Raw genomic sequence first — 17057 nt, 5'->3', positions numbered from 1 at the left:
TTCGCTCTCTAACGGACACCTCAAGAAGGAGATTTCATCCATGCGCCTGAAGAAGCTAGCCCTGGTCCCCCTTGCCTGCCTGCCGCTGTTCGCGGCCACCGCCGCCCATGCGGATGCCGAGTTCTGGCGCCATGCCGCAACCCTGGGGGCCACCTCCGGCTCGTTCTATACCACCAGCCGTGACGACCACAAGATCGTCGCTGCGACCCAGGACGATGCCAGCTCCTACCTGGCCAGCAATGGCCAGATCCGCGGCCCCTACCTGGAAGCGGCCCTGCGCGACATGCGCGCCGCCGAGCCGGGCCTCAAGGCCAGCGATGGTGACCTGGCCATGCGCATCCTGACCCAATAAGGGCAGGCAAAAAAAGAACCCCGCCGGCCATGCCGCGCGGGGTTTCTTTTTGACTGACCGCCCAGCTGCCGGGCGGGTCGATCAGCTTTCGCTGGCCTGGCGATAGCCGTCGGCGTCCAGCAGCTTGTCCAGCTCGGTCGCATCCTGCGGCTTGAGCTTGAAGAACCAGGCACCATAGGGCTCGCCGTTGACCTGCTCGGGCGCATCCGCCAGGCCCTCGTTGACGGCGATCACCTCACCGCCCACTGGTGCATAGATGTCGGACGCGGCCTTGACCGACTCCACCACCCCCGCCTGATCCCCCGCGGCGAGGAGCTTGCCGACTTCCGGCAGTTCGATGAACACCACATCGCCCAGGGCTTCCTGGGCATGGTCGGAAATGCCGACGGTGACGCTACCGTCGGCTTCCAGCCGCGCCCATTCGTGGCTGGCGGCGTAACGCAGGTCGGCGGGTATCTGGCTCATGAGGGGTCCTCGGGATTGGCACGGTTGAGAGAGCGGATAAGAGCCTGTTCAAAATCTGCTGCGCGTCGGCCAAACGGCGTTGAAAATGGCTTCGGAATGCTCATTTACCACTCGTAAACTCCGCTTCCTCAGCCCTTTTCGCCTTGTTTGGCTTTAGCTCGCTAGATTATGAACAGGCTCTCAGCAAACGTAGCGAGCGGCTGTCAGACGGATACGCGCGGCGCGCAGGAACCGCAATGTACAGGCGGTACATGGGGATTCCGAGCACTGCACGCGCCCGTCTGGCGGACGCGCAGTAGGTTGGGAGCCGTTCTAAAAGCGAAGGGTAGCCTGCCGACCCGGGGGACCGCCATGGTCAGCAGCGGCTAATTGGGGCCGATGCGTAGGCAGCTGGTGTTGTCGACGTACTTCTTCAGCGTCGCCCACTGCGGCCGGTCCACGCCGTTGATGGGTTCCACCGCCAGGTTGTAGGTGCCCCAGCCCGGGCCGGCGGCCCAGTAGCTGGCCGGAATGCAGTTCTGCTTCAGATAGGCCAGCATGTTGTCCATGGCCACCAACCAGCGCGGATCGTCGTCCGGCACACCGAACTCGCCGATGTAGCCCTGCTTGCCGTTCTTCTTCAGCCAGTCGACGAAGGGCTTGACCCGGTTCACCCCCACCTGAGGATCGAAGCCACTCATGTCCTTGCTCGCGTATTGACCACCACCGTCATCGTCGAAATAGACATGGGCGGAAAAGATCAGCTTGTCCGCCGGATCCTTGAGCGCCAGCAGCGGATCGTTCCACTGCGGCCAACGCGAAGCGCTGGACCAGCCGTTGCCCTCGACGATGATCGGATGCACGTTGTCCACGGTACGGATGCCATTGATGCCGTACTGGGCCGCGGTCGGCCAGAAGGCCACGGCGTCATGGGGCTCGTTCATGATGTCATAGCCATAGAGCGCCGGGTGCTTGCCGAAGCGGAAGGCCAGACGGTACATCACGTCCCAGTAGTTGAAGTAGGTGACCTTACCGGCGCCGATCACCTCGCCGCGATAGCGGGCGTAGTTGTGCAGATCGAGGATCACCTGCACACCGTACTTCTGGGCATAGTTGAGGGTCTGGGTGACCAGGGCGCCATAGTCCGGGTCCAGCATCGAATTCAGCTTGGGCTGGATACGTTCCCAGATGATCGGGAAGCGCACCAGCTTGATGCCCTTGGCGCTCCAGTCCTTGAAGTGCTGTTCGCTGGGAAAGACATAGTTGCGGTTGTTCATGCCGGGCAGCACCTGGCTGGCGAAGCCGGCACCGGAGAAGTTGAGACCGACCAGCTCGACCGCCTGGGCCGAACCGAACAGCGCGCTGGTCAGTGCCAGGGTACCGGCAAGACGCAGAGAAAAGTGGCGCAAGCGCCGGGTAAGGGATTGCATGACTGCACCTATGGGAAAAAGGATCCCCGCCCCCGCAACCTAGCGGGCTCTGGCGTGGGCGAGCTCAGGCGGCCGCGTCCTCCTGCGGCGCCGCGTGGCGCGACTTCGTCGTCATTGTTGACGCAGCTATCGGCGCGCGAACTCCTGGCTTGAATGAATTTTTCTCTTTAAAAACAGTAATTTAACCAAGCCTTTTGCGTCAGATTACTGGCATCTCCCGTCCTGGAGCGAGGCAGGCCAGCTAACCTCCTGACCAGTCATGGTTTTCTGCGACCGCTGGTGGTCGAGCGAAACGGTTGCGAACGAAAAGAGACCCGAGCTTCTCTGCGGGTCAAGTTGTAACCTGTTGCTACAGGCCTGGTCAGGTTGATACGCCGTGAAATGGGCCGGGCACGGTCCTCCGGAACGTTCGCCCCGGACCAGGCTCTACCCTGCGATCCCTTGCGAGAGCCTCTGCCATGATCCTGCGCGCCCCCTTCGCGTTTCGTACCCTGGGCCTGACATTGGCCGCCAGCGCCCTGCTCGGCTGCGGCGAGCACGCCCGACTGCAGCAAGGGGCCAGCTTCGGTCCCGCGCCGACGTTGCCGGAACCGCACCAGACCTTCATGCCCACGATCAACGTGGCGAATGCGGTGGGTTGGCCCCAGGGCGCGACACCTACCGCGGCGGCCGGCACCCAGGTCAAGGCCTTCGCCAGCGGCCTCGACCATCCGCGCTGGCTCTATGTGCTGCCCAATGGCGACGTGCTGGTGGCGGAAAGCAATGCGCCCAAGCGCGACGACTTTCCTGGCCTCAAGAACTGGATCGCCGGCCTGTTCATGAAGAAAGCCGGCGCCGGCGTCCCCAGCGCCGATCGCATCACCCTGCTGCGCGACGCCGATGGCGATGGCGTGGCCGAGACCCGCACGGTGTTCGCCGAGCACCTGCACTCGCCCTTCGGCATGGCGCTGGTGGGCAACGACTTCTATGTCGCCAACGCCGATGCCCTGGTGCGCTTCACCTATCGTCCCGGCGCCACCCACCTGGACGGCCAGCCGGTGACAGTCACCGAGTTGCCGGCGGGCATCAATCACCACTGGACCAAGAACGTCATCGCCAGTCGTGACGGCAAGAAGCTCTACCTCACCGTCGGCTCCAACAGCAACGTCGGCGAAAACGGGCTGGACATCGAACAGGGCCGTGCTGCCATCTGGGAGCTGGACCGCGCCAGTGGCGAGAAGCGCCTGTTCGCCACCGGCCTGCGCAACCCCAACGGCCTGGACTGGGAGCCCACCACCGGCAAGCTGTGGACGGTGGTCAACGAGCGCGACGAGATCGGCAGCGACCTCGTACCCGACTACGCCACCTCGGTGCAGGACGGCGGCTTCTACGGCTGGCCCTACAGCTACTGGGGCAAGCACGTCGACAACCGCGTCCAGCCACCGCGCCCGGACCTGGTGGCCAAGGCACTCACCCCCGACTACGCCCTGGGTACCCACACCGCCTCCTTGGGCCTGGCCTTCGCCAGCCCCGACACCCAGCTACCGGAGGCCTTCCGCCAGGGCCTGTTCGTCGGTCAGCACGGCTCTTGGAACCGCGATCCCAAGAGCGGCTACAAGGTGATCTTCGTGCCTTTCCAGGACGGCCAGCCGAGCGGTCCGCCACGCGATCTGCTGACCGGTTTCCTCAACGCCAAGGAGGAGGCCCAGGGCCGACCGGTCGGCGTGGTCAACGACGGCCGGGGCGCCTTGCTGGTGGCCGACGACGTCGGCAACACCATCTGGCGCGTCAGCGCCCAGCACCGTTGAAGCGCGCCAGCGTTAATCCGTCCTTAAGCGCTCCGGCCTAGTCTGAACCTGACCGCCGCAGGTGGTCACCGCTCTTGCCGCGGCAGGCCCGGAGCGGTAAAACCGCACCACCGCCTGGGAAAACGCGATGAGAATACTGCTGGCCGAAGACGACATGCTGCTGGGCGATGGCATCCGCGCCGGCCTGGCCCTGGAAGGCGACACCGTCGACTGGGTCACCGACGGCCAGGCGGCCCAGGCCGCGCTGGAGACCGATCCCTTCGACCTGGTGGTGCTCGACATAGGTCTGCCCCGGCGCTCCGGGCTCGAAGTCCTGGCCAGCCTGCGCAAGCGTGGCGATGCCACCCCGGTGCTGATCCTCACCGCCCGCGACAAGGTCACCGACCGGGTCACCGGCCTGGATACCGGCGCCGACGACTACCTGACCAAGCCCTTCGATCTCGACGAGCTGCTCGCCCGCGTCCGTGCCCTGACCCGGCGCAGTGCCGGTCGGGCCCAGCCGCAGCTGGAGCACAATGACCTGCGGGTCGATCCGGCCACCCACCGCGTCACCCTCGCCGGCCAGCCGGTCGAACTGGCGCCGCGGGAATACGCCCTGCTGCGCCTGCTACTGGAGAACATGGGCAAGGTGCTCTCGCGCAACCGCCTGGAACAGGCGCTCTATGGCTGGGACGGCGACGTCGAGAGCAATGCCATCGAGGTCCATATCCACCACCTCAGACGCAAGCTCGGCAGCAGCCTGATCCGCACTGTCCGTGGCATCGGCTACGGCATCGACCAGCCCGAGCGCCCCCCGGCATGAGCGACAGCCCCGCCGCTTCGCTGCGCCGACGGCTGCTGACCCTGCTGCTCTGCGGGATCTTCGCCTGCTGGCTGATCGCGGCGCTGGTGACCTACCAGTTGGTCCTGCGCCAGGTGAACCGCCTGGCCGACGAAGACATGCTCGACTTCGGCGCGGCGGCCCTGCACCTGGCTACCCTCAGCGAAGACAGCGATCACACCCTGCCGCCGGCGGCGCGCATGCTGGAGCGCAGTCGCACGGCCATCGCCGACCTACCGCTGTTCAAACGCCGCAATGCCCTGGGCTATCTGCTGGAGGCGGGTGATCAGCGTCTCGGCACCCCGGGCGCGCCTCCCGGACTGGCCGATCAACCTCCCGGTTTCAGCAGCCTGACAGCCGCCGGACAGCACTGGCGGGTCCTGCGCCTGACCAGCGGTGACGGACGCATCTGGATCTACGAGAACCTCGCCGACCGCCGCGGCGCCATCAACCTTCTGCTGCTCGGCTCCCTGTTTCCCCTGGCCCTGGCCCTGCCGGTCCTGGCCGCGCTCATCTGGCTCGGCGTCACCCGCGGCCTCGAACCTCTGCGGCAACTGGCGGCGCAGATCAAGCAGCGCTCCGCCCAGCGCCTGGAACCCCTGCCGCTAGCCCGGGTGCCCCAGGAAGCGGCGGTGCTGGTCGAGGAAATCAATGCCCTGCTGCAACGCCTGGATGGTGCCCTGGAGGCCGAGCGGCGACTCACCAGCGATGCCGCCCACGAGATTCGCACGCCCCTGGCCAGCCTGCTGACCCACACTCAGGTGGCCCTGAGATCCAGCGATCCCCAGGCCCACGCCCGCGGCCTGGTCCAGGTCCGCCGCAGCGCCGAGCGCATCAGCCAGTTGATGGAGCAGATCCTGCTGCTGGCCCGGCTGGACAGCGGTGCCCTGCAGGAACAGTTCGTGCCGGTCCAGCTCGGTGCCCTGGCAGCGGATACCCTTTCGGAACTGGCGCCCCTGGCCATCGACAAGAACATCGAGTTGGTTCTGGAAGACCAGGATGCCCGCCTCTGCGGCATTCCCACCTGGCTCGGCGTATTGCTCACCAACCTGGTCGGCAACGCCATCCGCTACACCCCCAGCGGCGGCCAGGTGCTGGTGCGGGTCGGGGCCGGTGCGCCGGGCCGGGTGCGGATCGACGTCTGCGACAGCGGTCCAGGCGTCACCGCGGAAGAGCGCGAGATGATCTTCACCCGTTTCTATCGCTGCGAAGGTGCCGGCCAGAACGGCGGCAGCGGCCTCGGCCTGCCCATCGTCAAGCGCATCGTCGAGATCCATGGCGGCGGCCTGCAACTGGGCGAAGGCCTGCAGGGGCGCGGCCTGGGCGTCTATATCGAGCTGCCCGGCAGCGCCTGAGCACACCGCGGTCAGCGAGCGACTCAAACCAAGCCCATCTTTCACCCACGGCGGCCGAAGGCTTACAGTGGCGGGGTTCGGTTCTGTACGAAAAGTCGTCGAGCGAAGGTCAGGCGCGGTGAAAAAGGTCGAGGAAGCGGAGTTTACGGACGGTAAATGAGCATTCCGGAGCCTTTTTCAACGAAGCATCACCGAGCGCAGACACTTGTCGGACAGCGCCTAGAGTCCGCAACCTGGAGAGCCCGGCCATGTCCATGATCCTGTACCACACCCCCGCCTCGCCCTTCGGTCGCAAAGTCGTGGTCATGCTCCACGAGACGGACCTGATCGAGCAGGTCGAGGTGGAAATCGTCCAGCAGACGCCCCTCAATCCCAATCGGGACGTCATAGATACCAATCCCGCTGGCAAGATCCCTGCCCTGCGCCTGGCCGACGGCACCTGCCTCCACGACAGTCGGGTCATCCTCGACTACCTGGATACCCTGCACGGGCGGGCGCCCCTGATCCCCCGCGAAGGCCCCGAACGCTGGCGCCGACTGACCCTGGCCTCGCTGTGCGACGCCATGATGGAAGCCGCCGTGCAGATCCGCTACGAAAGCTTCATGCGGCCGCCGGGCATGCAATGGAAGCTCTGGCTGGACAACCAGCAGGAAAAGATCGCTCGCGCCCTGGACTACTTCGAGCGAGGCGCCATCGGCGAGCTGGAAGGCGAGTTCGACGTCGCCGGTATCGGCATGGCCTGCCTGCTCGGCTACCTGGACTTCCGTATTCCCACCTGGGCCTGGCGCAGCGACTGTCCGCGCATCGCCGCCTGGTACTCGCGCAATGGCGACCGGCCGTCGCTGCAGGCCACCCGCCCCTGAGAAAGCGCTAGGCCTGCTGCCAGAGGCGCTCCAGATTGCGAAAGCCCCAGTCCTCGGGCAGCTCCCGCCGCAGAATGCGTTCACCCGCCGGCGCGCGGGAGAGATCCAGCAGACGCTGCGGCAGCGGCGTCCGCGAGCGGGAGGAAAAGAACACCCGCACCGTGGGCGTCAGCAGATTGTCCGGATGCTGATCGACGACCACCGCCAACTGCTCGGTGCTCAGGCGCACCAGGGAGCCGATCGGATAGATACCCAGGGTCTTGACGAAGGCCTGGAACACCTGGGGATCGAAGTGCCCCGTCCACTCCGCCATGCGCCGAATCGACTCGGCGGGACTCCAGGCCGTCTTGTAGGGGCGGGTCGAGGAGATGGCGTCGTAGACGTCGCACACCGCCGCGATCCGCGAGAGCAGGCTGATATGGGTGCCGGCGAGGCCATCGGGATAGCCGCTGCCATCGAACTTCTCGTGATGGTGCCGGCAGACATCGATGGTCTCCACCGAGGCCTGCCACTCCTGCAGCAGGGCGACGCCCTGCTCGGGATGGCGCTTCATCACCGAGAATTCCTCGTCGGTCAGCCGACCCGGCTTGTTGAGCACCTCGGGCGGCGTCAGCAGCTTGCCCACGTCGTGCAGCAGGCCCGCGGTACCCGCGGCCTGGACCTCGGCGGCGGACAGCCCCATCTGCCGGGCCACCGCGGTCATCAGCGCGCACACCGAGACCGAATGGATGTAGGTGTATTCATCCGCCGTGCGCAACCGCGTGAGGCTGATCATCGCCGAGGGATGTCGCAGGACGGACGCCGATATCTGCTCGACCACCGCGTCCATCTCGCCCAGGTCGATGGCCTTGCCCAGCCGGGCATCCTGGAACAGGCGCGCCACCTGGTACTTGGCGTGGGTACTGACCTCGGCGGCCTGGGCCAGCTCCTGCTGGCAACTGCCCAGACGGACCGCGGCGGGCGCTGCGGCAAGGGGGGCGGCTACTGGAGCGGCCGCGGCTACGGCCGAGCTCACGGCGGGCGTCGCCGCCGGCGAGACGGGGGACTCGCTCGCCCCGACAGGCGCTGCCGAGCGGTAATCGAGGCCCTTGCTGCTGTCGATCCAGACCGCCGTTACCGCGCTGTCACGGATCTTGTCCAGGTCGCGGGGGTTCTGCAGCAGAAAGCGCGCCTTCCAGAACGGATGGTCGATCCAGCTTCCTTCGAAGCCATGGATGTACATGCCGAGGCAAACCTGGTCACTGGTAATCTTTTTCAGCATGGCGTTCACTTCGTAGCGTCCAGGCAGTAGCCACCCGTCGGTGCGATAATGGCAAAACGTCATGTCACGCTAAAGACTATTGCCCCAAGTTCTAGACGAGAGCCTTCATGCACCTCCTCACCGGTATCACCGTCTCCCTCCTGCTCCTGCTCAACACTCTCGTCCTCATCGGTCCGTTGATGCTGTTCGCGCTGATCAAGCTGCTGCCCATCACGTCACTGCGCGATCTCTGCTCGCGGCTGGTGATGAACATCGCCGAGGGCTGGGCGGAGATCAACAAGCTGATCTTCGCCCGCCTGACGCCGACCGTCTGGGACATCCGCGGTGCCGAGGTGCTGCGCCAAGAGCGCTCCTACCTGGTGATCTGTAACCACCAGTCCTGGGTGGACATCCCCGCACTGATCGAGACCTTCAATCGCAAGGTGCCCTATTTCAAGTTCTTCCTGAAGAAGGAGCTGATCTGGGTGCCCTTCCTCGGGCTCGCCTGGTGGGGGCTGGACTACCCCTTCATGAAGAGATACACCAAGGCGCAGCTCGCCCGCCGGCCGGAGCTCAAGGGCACGGACCTCGCCATCACCCGGCGCGCCTGCGAGAAATTCCGCCGCCAGCCGGTGACCATCGTCAACTACCTGGAAGGCACCCGCTTCACCGCCGCCAAGCATGCCGAGCAAGGTTCGCCGTATCGCCACCTGCTCAAGCCCAAGGCCGGCGGCATGGCCTTCGTCCTCGCCGCCATGGGCGACCAGCTGGACACCCTGCTGGACGTCACCCTGGTCTATCCCGACGGTCGCGTCCCCGGCTTCTGGGACCTGATCTGCGGACGGGTGAAACGCGTTATCATCGACATCCGCGCGCGACCGCTGGAGCCTGCGCGCTGGGCGGGTGACTACAGCGAAGACGCCGACTTCCGGGCGGACTTCCAGCAGTGGGTCAGCCAGCTCTGGGCCGAAAAGGACCAGCGGATCGAGGCGCTGCTGCAGTCCGCGAAATGACGGTCGGCGCGGGGCACCCTGGCGCCTGCCGGCAGTCAGAGTGCGGGTAGTCGGACGTCTCGACAAGGACCCACCATGCCCACCCCGACCCTGGATTCCACCACGGCCCGCTGGCTCCCCTGGCTGATCGCCGTCGCCTTCTTCATGCAGTCGCTAGACGCGACCATCGTCAACACCGCCCTGCCGCGCATGGCCGCCGACCTTGGCGAGAACCCCCTGCGCATGCAAGGGGTGGTGATCGCCTACCTGCTCACCGTTGCGCTGCTGATCCCGGCCTCGGGCTGGATCTCCGACCGCTTCGGCAGTCGCCGAACCTTCTTCACCGCCATCGCCCTCTTCACCTTCGGCTCGCTGCTCTGCGCCCTGGCGCCCAGCCTCAACCTGCTGATCGCCGCGCGTGTCATCCAGGGCCTGGGCGGATCGCTGATGCTGCCGGTAGGGCGCCTGGTGATCCTGCGGGTCTATCCGCGCAGCGAGCTGGTGCGCATCCTCAGCTTCATCACCATTCCCGGTCTCATCGGCCCGCTGGCCGGCCCGGCGCTGGGCGGCTGGCTGGTGGAGGCCGTGTCCTGGCACTGGATCTTCCTGATCAACCTGCCGGTGGGGGTCCTCGGCTGCCTGGCGACCCGTCGGCTGCTGCCCGATCTGCACAGCCCACTGCCGCAGCGCTTCGACGGCCTGGGCTTCCTGCTGTTCGGCAGCGCCATGGTCCTGATCAGCGTCGCCCTGGAAGGCCTCGGCGAACTGCACCTGCCCCACGTACGGGTGGTGCTGCTGCTGATGGGCGGCATGGCCTGCATGGTCGCCTACTGGCTGCGCGCCCTGCACCACGACCAGCCGCTGTTTTCACCCGACCTGTTCCGCATCCGTAGCTTCGCGGTGGGCATCTTCGGCAACCTCTTCGCCCGCCTCGGCAGCGGCGCCCTGCCCTTTCTCATCCCGCTGCTGTTCCAGGTGGGCCTGGGCTATCCGCCAGCCCAGGCCGGCCTGCTGATGATGCCCCTGGCGCTGTCGGCGATGCTGGCCAAGCCCATCGCGGGACCGCTGATCGGTCGCCTCGGCTATCGCCGTCTGCTGGTCGGCAACACCCTGCTGCTGGGCTGCCTGATCGCCAGCCTCGCCCTGCTCGGCCCTTCCACGCCCTTCGTCTGGCTGCTCATCCACCTGGGCATCCTCGGCGCGGTGAATTCGCTGCAGTTCACCGCCATGAACACCATTACCCTCATCGACCTGCACGACCAGCAGGCGGCCAGCGGCAACAGCCTGCTGTCGGTGGTGATGCAACTGGCCATGAGCTTCGGGGTGGCCTGCGCCGCGGCGCTGCTGGGCGGTTTCCAGGACGACTACGGCGACGCCGAGGTACTCTCCGCCTTCCGCGCCACCTTCATCAGCGTCGGTGTCCTATCGATGCTGGCCGCCGGGATCTTCCTGCAGGCCTCGCGGGAAACCGGTCGCCGGGTCAAGCCCCTGGCCACGGAGCCCGAGAAGAGCGCCCAGAACGTGGAGTGACGGGCGGCAGGGCGCCTGGGAGGACTCTTTCGGGCGCCGGAAATGAAAAACCCCGGCCTGGCCGGGGTTTTTCATGAGCTTCGGGCGACGCCAGGTGTCAGATGACCTGTACGTGCTCTGCCTGCATGCCCTTCTGGCCTTGCACGACTTCGAAGCTGACCTTCTGGCCTTCAGCCAGGGTCTTGAAACCTTTGCCTTCGATTGCGCGGAAGTGCACGAACACGTCCGGACCGCTCTCGGGAGTAATGAAGCCGTAGCCTTTGGTTTCGTTGAACCATTTGACGGTGCCGTTCTGACGATTCGACATGACGGGTGTTGCTCCTTGGAATAACGGGTTTGTTATGACAGGTGCTGGCGCGGCAATGCGTTGCATAGACCATGCGCCCGGGACTGAGTTGCAAGGAGTAACAAGAATCGAGCAGCAAGGGGTGGACATGGATCCTACCGCCTCAGGTCACGATCGACGGCGACCCAAGCAAACACAGTTCTCGAACTCTACGCCATATTTTTCGGAAAAGCGATTACCCTCCAGAGGTCGAATTCGTTTTGCATGGCGAGCCCCGCCGACCCCGCTGAAAGGCACTGCCGGGCCCGTTTTCGACCGGTTGGACACGCCTGCCGTGACCGGCGAAACCGCCCCTTTCCAACAGCCCCGAGCACCCTGGCGAGCGACGCGGGACTCGCTGCCCAGATCCTGAAATCCCCCTGCAAGGAATACCGATGACTGTCACCCCTGTGGAACTGCTGATCAGCGACTGCGATGGCGTACTGGTCGACAGCGAAATCCTCGCCGAGCGCGTCGTTCTCGACGGCCTCGCCGCCCATGCACCCCGTGCCGAACTGCAAGCCCTGCTGCACGGCACCTTCGGCCTGACCACCCGCGACATCTTCGCCCTGGTCGAGCAACGCTTCGGCATCACCCTGCCACCGCAGTTGTTCAGCGAGCTGCGCGCCCAGGCCGAAACCCTCATCGTTACCAGTGTCGAACCCATCCCCGGGGTGAAGCGTGCCCTGGAAAGCATCGATCTGCCGTTGGCGGTGGCCTCCAACAGCCTCAGGCACGGCGTCGAGGCCTCGGTGCGCCGGGCCGGCCTGGTCGAACGGGTGGCGGGGCATATCTTCAGTGCCGACATGGTCGAGCGCCCCAAGCCGGCGCCCGACGTCTACCTGCTCGCCGCCAGGACGATGGGCGTCACCCCGGAGCGCTGCCTGGTGATCGAAGACAGCGCCACCGGCGTACGCGCGGCCCTGGCCGCCGGGATGCGGGTCATCGGCTTCACCGGTGCCAGCCATATCCCGCCGACCCACGGCGAGACCTTGACCAAGCTGGGAGTGACCGCGCTGATCGCCCACATGGACGAGCTACCCGCCACGGTGGAGCGCCTGCGGGAGGCGGCCAACAGCGCCCAATGAAAGAAGGGGCCGAGCGGCCCCTTCTTCGTTTCACTGCATCGCGTGACTCAGGACAGCACCGAGCCAGCCACCTTGGGCAGAGCGGCGGCCGAGGCCAGACCAGCCACGGCGCTCCAGGCCGGCTCGCCGAGCTGGGTTTCCAGCACCTGCCGGTGGATCGCCTCGCGATGCTGTTGCAGCACGATATCCAGGGCGCGGCTGGGCGTCAGCTCGACGTCGTCGAAGGTGACGATCTGCCCAGGCTCCATCGCCCGCTTGAGCACGCTGTGCTTGAGCAGGCCGATCGGCAGGTGGTCGGGACACTCCGCGATCTTCACCGCTTCGCCGCGCACGCTGTAGCCACCGATACCACGCTCGATGACCTCGCCCACGGCCATGGGCTTCTTCATGATCGCCGCCACGCTCAGGGTCGGCGTGGGCGAGTTGTTGAGCAGGACCTTGCCGCCGGCGATGACGCGGCGCAGGGTCTTGCCGACTTCCAGGGAGCACAGGTGGAAGGGGCGCACCAGCACGTAGTACGGGCCCTTGCCCAGCTTGAAGTACTCGATGGCGCCGGCCTGATCCTCGTCATGGCGACCGACCACGAAAACGCCGCCCGCGGAGTAGCCGCTCGGGATCACGTAGTCGACGATGGGCTTGCCCAGTTGCTCGGCCATCTGCGCGAGGATGTTCGCGCTGTCCTGCAGGTTGGTCGAATTCAGTCCTTCCAGGCCCTGGCGGGTGATGGTCGCGCCATAGTGGTTGCCCACCACGACTTGCTCTATCTGCACCTTGGTACCATCGGTGAAGGAGGTGGTCTGGTCGACACTGGTACCCTGGCGCGCGGACCAGTAGGCCATGTCTTCCGGGGTCGGATTATGGTTCAGGTAGCCCTTCATGTTGCCGTACACCAGCGGCTTGAAGCCCATCTGCACCGCTTCCTCGTGCAGTGCGGCCAGCGAACCGGGTTGGTCGCCTTCGGCCTCGGTGAGGAAGCCCTTGCCCGCCAGGTAGGAGCCCGTCGTCACCTGCAGCTCGGCATTGATGGTGACCACCTTGATGCCAGCCTCGAAGGCGCGCTCGATGATCTCGGTGCCGTGGTAGGGGTCGCCACTGCACTCCACCAACAGGTCGCACTGGTCGATGAGTTCGTTCACCGACAGGGTCAGCGCCTCGGGCAACGGATAGTCGGTGACCGTGGCAATGGGACGGCGGGTCAGGACGCGGGTGACGGTCATGTCGTCGTAGTGACGGCTGATCAGGCGCGCGAGGCAGCGAGAAATCATGCCGGTACCGACGATACCGATGCGGGTGACGGGTGTAGGGGAGGACATAGGATCGATTCCTTTCTAAGAGAATGATGGTGGCGACCAAGGCCACCTTGCGAAGTGCCGACCCCAACTGCGTGTCCGATCTCTTGCACATGGAACAACAACGCTTCCAGCAGAAATTCTATTGACTGGGATCACTCTTTCCGTGCGACTCGAAGCCACCTCAAAAATTCAAGACTTCGTGACATTTAGCGACCAATGGCTGCAGATCGCCACTTTTAACTCGTCTATCTGGAAGGCTCGGCACCCTCCGGTCCACTGACGCCCCGGGCCCAGTAGGCACGACGGAACAGATCGCGCTCACCCAGGGCCAGCAGCAACAGCACGAACACCAGCATGGCCACGCCGATACCGACGATCAGCTCCAGCAGGCCGACCGGCTTGGGCAACCAGATACTCAAGAGGGCCACTGCGCTGCCGGCGCCGAACCAGCGCAACAGCAGGGTCAGATGCAGACCGCCCAGGGAGTGGCGATACAGCGCCAGCGCCATGAACAGCGCCTGCAGGAAGGCCCCGGTAGTGAAGGAATAGGCCAGGCCCTGGGCACCGAAGGGTTTGTAGAGGCAGGCATCCAGGGCCACTGTGATCAGCGAACTGGCCAAGGTGGCGTAGAGGAAGGTTCGTGCCCGCTGCTGCGAGAGCAGCGCCCGCCCCCAGAGCAGCGCCAGCCCCATCCAGGGCAGGCCCAGGGCGTAGGCCACCACCAGGGTGGCGGTCGCCGCGCTCTGCTCGGCACCGAAGGCACCGCGCTCCAGCAACACCTTGACCACCGGCTCGGCGTAGCCGAACAGCACCACCGCTGCCGGCACCAGGAACAGCAGGGTGCCCAGCAGCGCCTTGCGCATCAGCGCGCCGTACTTGTCGGTGTTGCCCTCATTCCAGCTGCGGGTCAGCTCGGGGAAGATCATCGCCAGGATCGACAGCGCATAGAGCGTGAGCGGGATGGTGACGATGCGATAGGAGAAGGACAGCATGGTGATGTTGCCCTCCGCCAGCAGCGAGGCGAAGAAGCGCTCCGCCAGCATGCAGCCTTGCTGGGCACCGGCGGCGAGCAGTACCGGGGCGAAGGTCAGCGCGAAGGGACTGCCCTCGGGCTTTTCCATCGCCACCGAGCGCTGGCCGAGGTAGCCCAGGCGCCGGTGCTGGATGACAATCAGCAGCACCTGGGGCAGCAGCATGCCGATGAACAGGCTGATGCCGCTCGGCTGCAGGATGACGATGGCCAGGATGGCGCCGAGGTTCAGCATCAGCGTCCGGGTCATCGGCAGGATGAAGATACGATCCAGGTTGAGCAGTGCGCCCTGGCAATAGAGGATGGCCTGTACGCAGATCAGCAGGGTGCCGACGGCGAACACCAGCTTGCCCGCCTCGACCTGCTCATCGCTCCAGCCAGGCGCCAGGGCGTGCATCAGCCAGGGACTGGCCAGCACCCCGATCACCGACAGCAAGAGGCCGAACAGGCCGATGCGCCAGTACAGCCAGCGCCCCACCTGCTCGTACTGGGCGTTGCAGCGGTCACGGATGCGCTGTAGATAGGGAATCATGGCGTCGCGCAGGGCGAGGCCGAAGAAGCTTTCGAAGAATACCGGCAGGATCAGCGCGACGAAGATGAGGTCGGCCTCCCAGCTCACGCCGAATTGGCGGGCGATCAGCAGGTCACGCAGGAAACCCAGCAGGAAGCTGGCGACGGTGATGGCCAGGATGATGACGGTCGAACTCACGCCTGCACCTCGTTGGGCAGGTGCCGGCCGAACAGGGCAGAGGGCGAAGGGCGAAGGCGGCTGGGCATGGGCGGTCTCGTTCCGTGAGCCGGAGATGATCCGGAAAAGGCGGGCGTGGATGCCCGTTCAGTCCAGACTCAGAGACCAGCTTGCGCCCTTAAGTTTCCCCTGACTATTTCGCTGCCGCGTGGAAATGTCGAACGATTGGCAAATTGCCATGAGTGCCCGGGCGGTGCCCGCCGAACGGTCGTGGTTGCAATCCCGAACAAAGCCGAATACTGTATATATAAACAGATACAGGATACGAGGTGACGCATGGCCGTCGAAGTGTTGTATCGCAGTAGCCGAGATCCGGAGCGCCTGTTCATGGATAAAGCCGAAGCCGATCGTCACGACAAGATGCTGGAGCTGGCCGAGTCCCTCGCCAGCGTGCTGGACAAGGCCGTACCTGGTCTTGCCGAGAAACAATGTGAAGACCTGGGTCTGTTCATGGCCCGCAACCGGGAAGTCTTCGCCCGGGCCTTTCGCAATCAGCCGGATGCGCTGGGCGAGCTCGATCTGCCCGAGTGACGCTCGCCGCACCAGGCCCCTGCGCGAAGGTATGCCGCGTCACCCGCGTTCGCCGTCGGCAAGACTCGGCTCGGGTGAGGTGATACATGGCCGCTGGCCCGCGCCGGCCGTGCAGCCTGAATAGGCCACTTCACCTTCGCTCGATTCGACCTGGGTCGCCTGGTGCCTTCCGTCCGGGTCTGGCCGGCGTCACCTTGGCTCGGGTAGCCTGGGACAAGATTCGAGCCGGAGAAAATCCCTTGTCCCTTCCCATCATCTTCGACACCGATCCTGGCGTGGATGACGCCCAGGCCATCGCCTTGCTGTTCGCCGATCCCGCCTTCGAGGTGATCGGCCTGACCACTACCTTCGGCAACGTACCGGTGTCCACCGCGACCCGTAACGCCCTGCTCCTCGCCGAGCTGGCCGGACGCGACGTCCCGGTCGCCGCCGGGGTCGCCGAACCCCTGGTCAAGCCGGCGGGCAACCACGCCCTGCACGTGCACGGCCAGGATGGCCTGGGCAATCAGGCGTTGCCGGCGCCGAGCCGGACGCCCCAAGCCCTGGATGCCGCGCGCTTCATCGTCGAGCAGAGCCGTCTGCGCCCGGGCGAGATCACCCTGGTGGCGGTCGGCCCCCTCGGCAATCTGGCGCTCGCCCTGGCGCTGGACCCGGAAGTCGCCCAGCGCATCCGCCAGGTAGTGGTGATGGGCGGCGCCATCGTCGAGCCGGGCAACGTCACGCCCGTGGCGGAAGCCAACATCTTCTCCGACCCCCATGCTGCCGCCCGGGTCTTCGCCGCGCCCTGGCCGCTGACGCTGGTTGGCCTGGATGCCACCCACCGCGCCGTGCTCGACCCGCCACGCCTGCAGCGGATCGCCGCGCACCAGGGGGCCCTGGGCGAGGTACTCGCCAAGAGCTACGACTTCTATGCCGATTTCTATCGCAGCGTGAAGGACATCGACGGCTGCCATCCCCATGACAGCTGCGCCCTCGCCTTCCTGCGCCGGCCAGAATTGTTCCGCACCGCCCGTGGCCATCTGAGCGTCGGTACCGAAGGACTCGCGGAAGGCCAGACCTTCTTCGCCCCGGAAGGTCGTGCCTATCAGGATGGGCGCTGGTCCGGCAATCCGCTGGTGACGGTCTGCCTGGACATGGACGGACCGGGGATGGTTGCCTGGATGGAGGAAGTCTTGACCGACACGAACGCCTAATCGGTCACGAATCGGCAAAAGGACCGCGCCAGAGCCT

General features: G+C 65.6%; 16 protein-coding genes and 1 other RNA gene. 10 read left to right on the top strand and 7 right to left on the bottom strand.

Annotated features, from left to right (window positions below; all coding sequences use genetic code 11):
- The first annotated feature begins 40 nt into the window (after nucleotides 1–40).
- Entirely contained in the window at nucleotides 41–352 is a 312-nt protein-coding gene (locus tag RND78_RS16995; RefSeq protein WP_312730484.1) for a DUF2388 domain-containing protein, read from the top strand.
- 81 nt (nucleotides 353–433) lie between these two features.
- Here RND78_RS16995 and gcvH read toward each other — a convergent pair whose 3' ends face one another.
- From gcvH to RND78_RS16980, 3 genes are all read right to left on the bottom strand, one after another.
- The gene (gene gcvH / locus RND78_RS16990; RefSeq protein ID WP_312730481.1) at nucleotides 434–817 is read right to left on the bottom strand and encodes a glycine cleavage system protein GcvH; all 384 of its coding nucleotides are present in this window, start codon (nucleotides 815–817) and stop codon (nucleotides 434–436) included.
- 175 nt (nucleotides 818–992) lie between these two features.
- A non-coding RNA gene (locus RND78_RS16985) (sX9 sRNA) lies at nucleotides 993–1070 on the bottom strand.
- 112 nt (nucleotides 1071–1182) lie between these two features.
- Nucleotides 1183–2226 carry a glycoside hydrolase family 5 protein gene (locus RND78_RS16980; RefSeq protein WP_312730480.1) on the bottom strand — a complete coding sequence of 348 codons (1044 nt, stop codon included), beginning with the start codon at nucleotides 2224–2226 and terminating at the stop codon, nucleotides 1183–1185.
- 458 nt (nucleotides 2227–2684) lie between these two features.
- Here RND78_RS16980 and RND78_RS16975 point away from each other — a divergent pair, with 458 nt between their 5' ends.
- The 4 genes from RND78_RS16975 (at nucleotide 2685) to RND78_RS16960 (ending at nucleotide 7051) form a co-directional block, all read left to right on the top strand.
- Nucleotides 2685–4013 (top strand): sorbosone dehydrogenase family protein, encoded by a 1329-nt coding sequence (locus tag RND78_RS16975; protein ID WP_312730479.1) that lies wholly within the window; start codon nucleotides 2685–2687, stop codon nucleotides 4011–4013.
- Nucleotides 4014–4140: 127 nt separating this feature from the next.
- Nucleotides 4141–4815: a response regulator gene (locus tag RND78_RS16970; protein ID WP_059230644.1), complete on the top strand. Its 675-nt coding sequence runs from the start codon at nucleotides 4141–4143 to the stop codon at nucleotides 4813–4815.
- Nucleotides 4812–6188, top strand: coding sequence for an ATP-binding protein (locus tag RND78_RS16965; RefSeq protein ID WP_312730476.1), 1377 nt, complete (start codon nucleotides 4812–4814; stop codon nucleotides 6186–6188). Before RND78_RS16970 ends, RND78_RS16965 begins: the two co-directional genes overlap by 4 nt.
- A 248-nt stretch (nucleotides 6189–6436) precedes the next feature.
- Nucleotides 6437–7051 (top strand): glutathione S-transferase N-terminal domain-containing protein, encoded by a 615-nt coding sequence (locus RND78_RS16960; RefSeq protein ID WP_312730473.1) that lies wholly within the window; start codon nucleotides 6437–6439, stop codon nucleotides 7049–7051.
- Between the two features lie 7 nt (nucleotides 7052–7058).
- Here RND78_RS16960 and RND78_RS16955 read toward each other — a convergent pair whose 3' ends face one another.
- Entirely contained in the window at nucleotides 7059–8312 is a 1254-nt protein-coding gene (locus RND78_RS16955) for an HD-GYP domain-containing protein (RefSeq protein WP_312730471.1), read from the bottom strand.
- 107 nt (nucleotides 8313–8419) lie between these two features.
- On the opposite strand from RND78_RS16955, the gene RND78_RS16950 reads away from it, so the two are divergent.
- Both RND78_RS16950 and mdtD read left to right on the top strand, forming a co-directional pair.
- Entirely contained in the window at nucleotides 8420–9304 is an 885-nt protein-coding gene (locus RND78_RS16950; protein WP_312730469.1) for an acyltransferase, read from the top strand.
- A gap of 75 nt (nucleotides 9305–9379) precedes the next feature.
- The gene (mdtD, locus tag RND78_RS16945; RefSeq protein WP_312730466.1) at nucleotides 9380–10813 is read left to right on the top strand and encodes a multidrug transporter subunit MdtD; all 1434 of its coding nucleotides are present in this window, start codon (nucleotides 9380–9382) and stop codon (nucleotides 10811–10813) included.
- 97 nt (nucleotides 10814–10910) lie between these two features.
- On the opposite strand, the gene RND78_RS16940 is transcribed toward mdtD, so the two are convergent.
- The gene (locus tag RND78_RS16940; RefSeq protein WP_007161279.1) at nucleotides 10911–11120 is read right to left on the bottom strand and encodes a cold-shock protein; all 210 of its coding nucleotides are present in this window, start codon (nucleotides 11118–11120) and stop codon (nucleotides 10911–10913) included.
- Between the two features lie 413 nt (nucleotides 11121–11533).
- Here RND78_RS16940 and RND78_RS16935 point away from each other — a divergent pair, with 413 nt between their 5' ends.
- Nucleotides 11534–12226, top strand: a complete 693-nt coding sequence (locus RND78_RS16935) for an HAD family hydrolase (protein ID WP_312730464.1) — start codon at nucleotides 11534–11536, stop codon at nucleotides 12224–12226.
- 47 nt (nucleotides 12227–12273) lie between these two features.
- On the opposite strand, the gene RND78_RS16930 is transcribed toward RND78_RS16935, so the two are convergent.
- Together RND78_RS16930 and RND78_RS16925 are read right to left on the bottom strand one after the other, a co-directional pair.
- The gene (locus tag RND78_RS16930; protein ID WP_236712102.1) at nucleotides 12274–13491 is read right to left on the bottom strand and encodes an NAD(P)-dependent oxidoreductase; all 1218 of its coding nucleotides are present in this window, start codon (nucleotides 13489–13491) and stop codon (nucleotides 12274–12276) included.
- A 272-nt stretch (nucleotides 13492–13763) separates the two neighbouring features.
- Nucleotides 13764–15257: a lipid II flippase MurJ gene (locus RND78_RS16925; protein ID WP_312730462.1), complete on the bottom strand. Its 1494-nt coding sequence runs from the start codon at nucleotides 15255–15257 to the stop codon at nucleotides 13764–13766.
- 315 nt (nucleotides 15258–15572) lie between these two features.
- Between RND78_RS16925 and RND78_RS16920 the strand changes: the two genes are divergently transcribed.
- The gene (locus tag RND78_RS16920) at nucleotides 15573–15827 is read left to right on the top strand and encodes a YebG family protein (RefSeq protein WP_059230628.1); all 255 of its coding nucleotides are present in this window, start codon (nucleotides 15573–15575) and stop codon (nucleotides 15825–15827) included.
- Between the two features lie 239 nt (nucleotides 15828–16066).
- On the top strand, nucleotides 16067–17020 hold the full coding sequence (locus RND78_RS16915; protein ID WP_312730458.1) for a nucleoside hydrolase: 954 nt from the start codon (nucleotides 16067–16069) through the stop codon (nucleotides 17018–17020).
- Nucleotides 17021–17057: the final 37 nt, after the last annotated feature.

The organism is Pseudomonas oryzihabitans, assembly GCF_032027545.1.
Lineage (GTDB): Bacteria > Pseudomonadota > Gammaproteobacteria > Pseudomonadales > Pseudomonadaceae > Chryseomonas > Chryseomonas oryzihabitans_F.
Note: the sequence above shows the minus strand (reverse complement) of the source record. Positions and strands in the feature narration are given on the sequence as shown.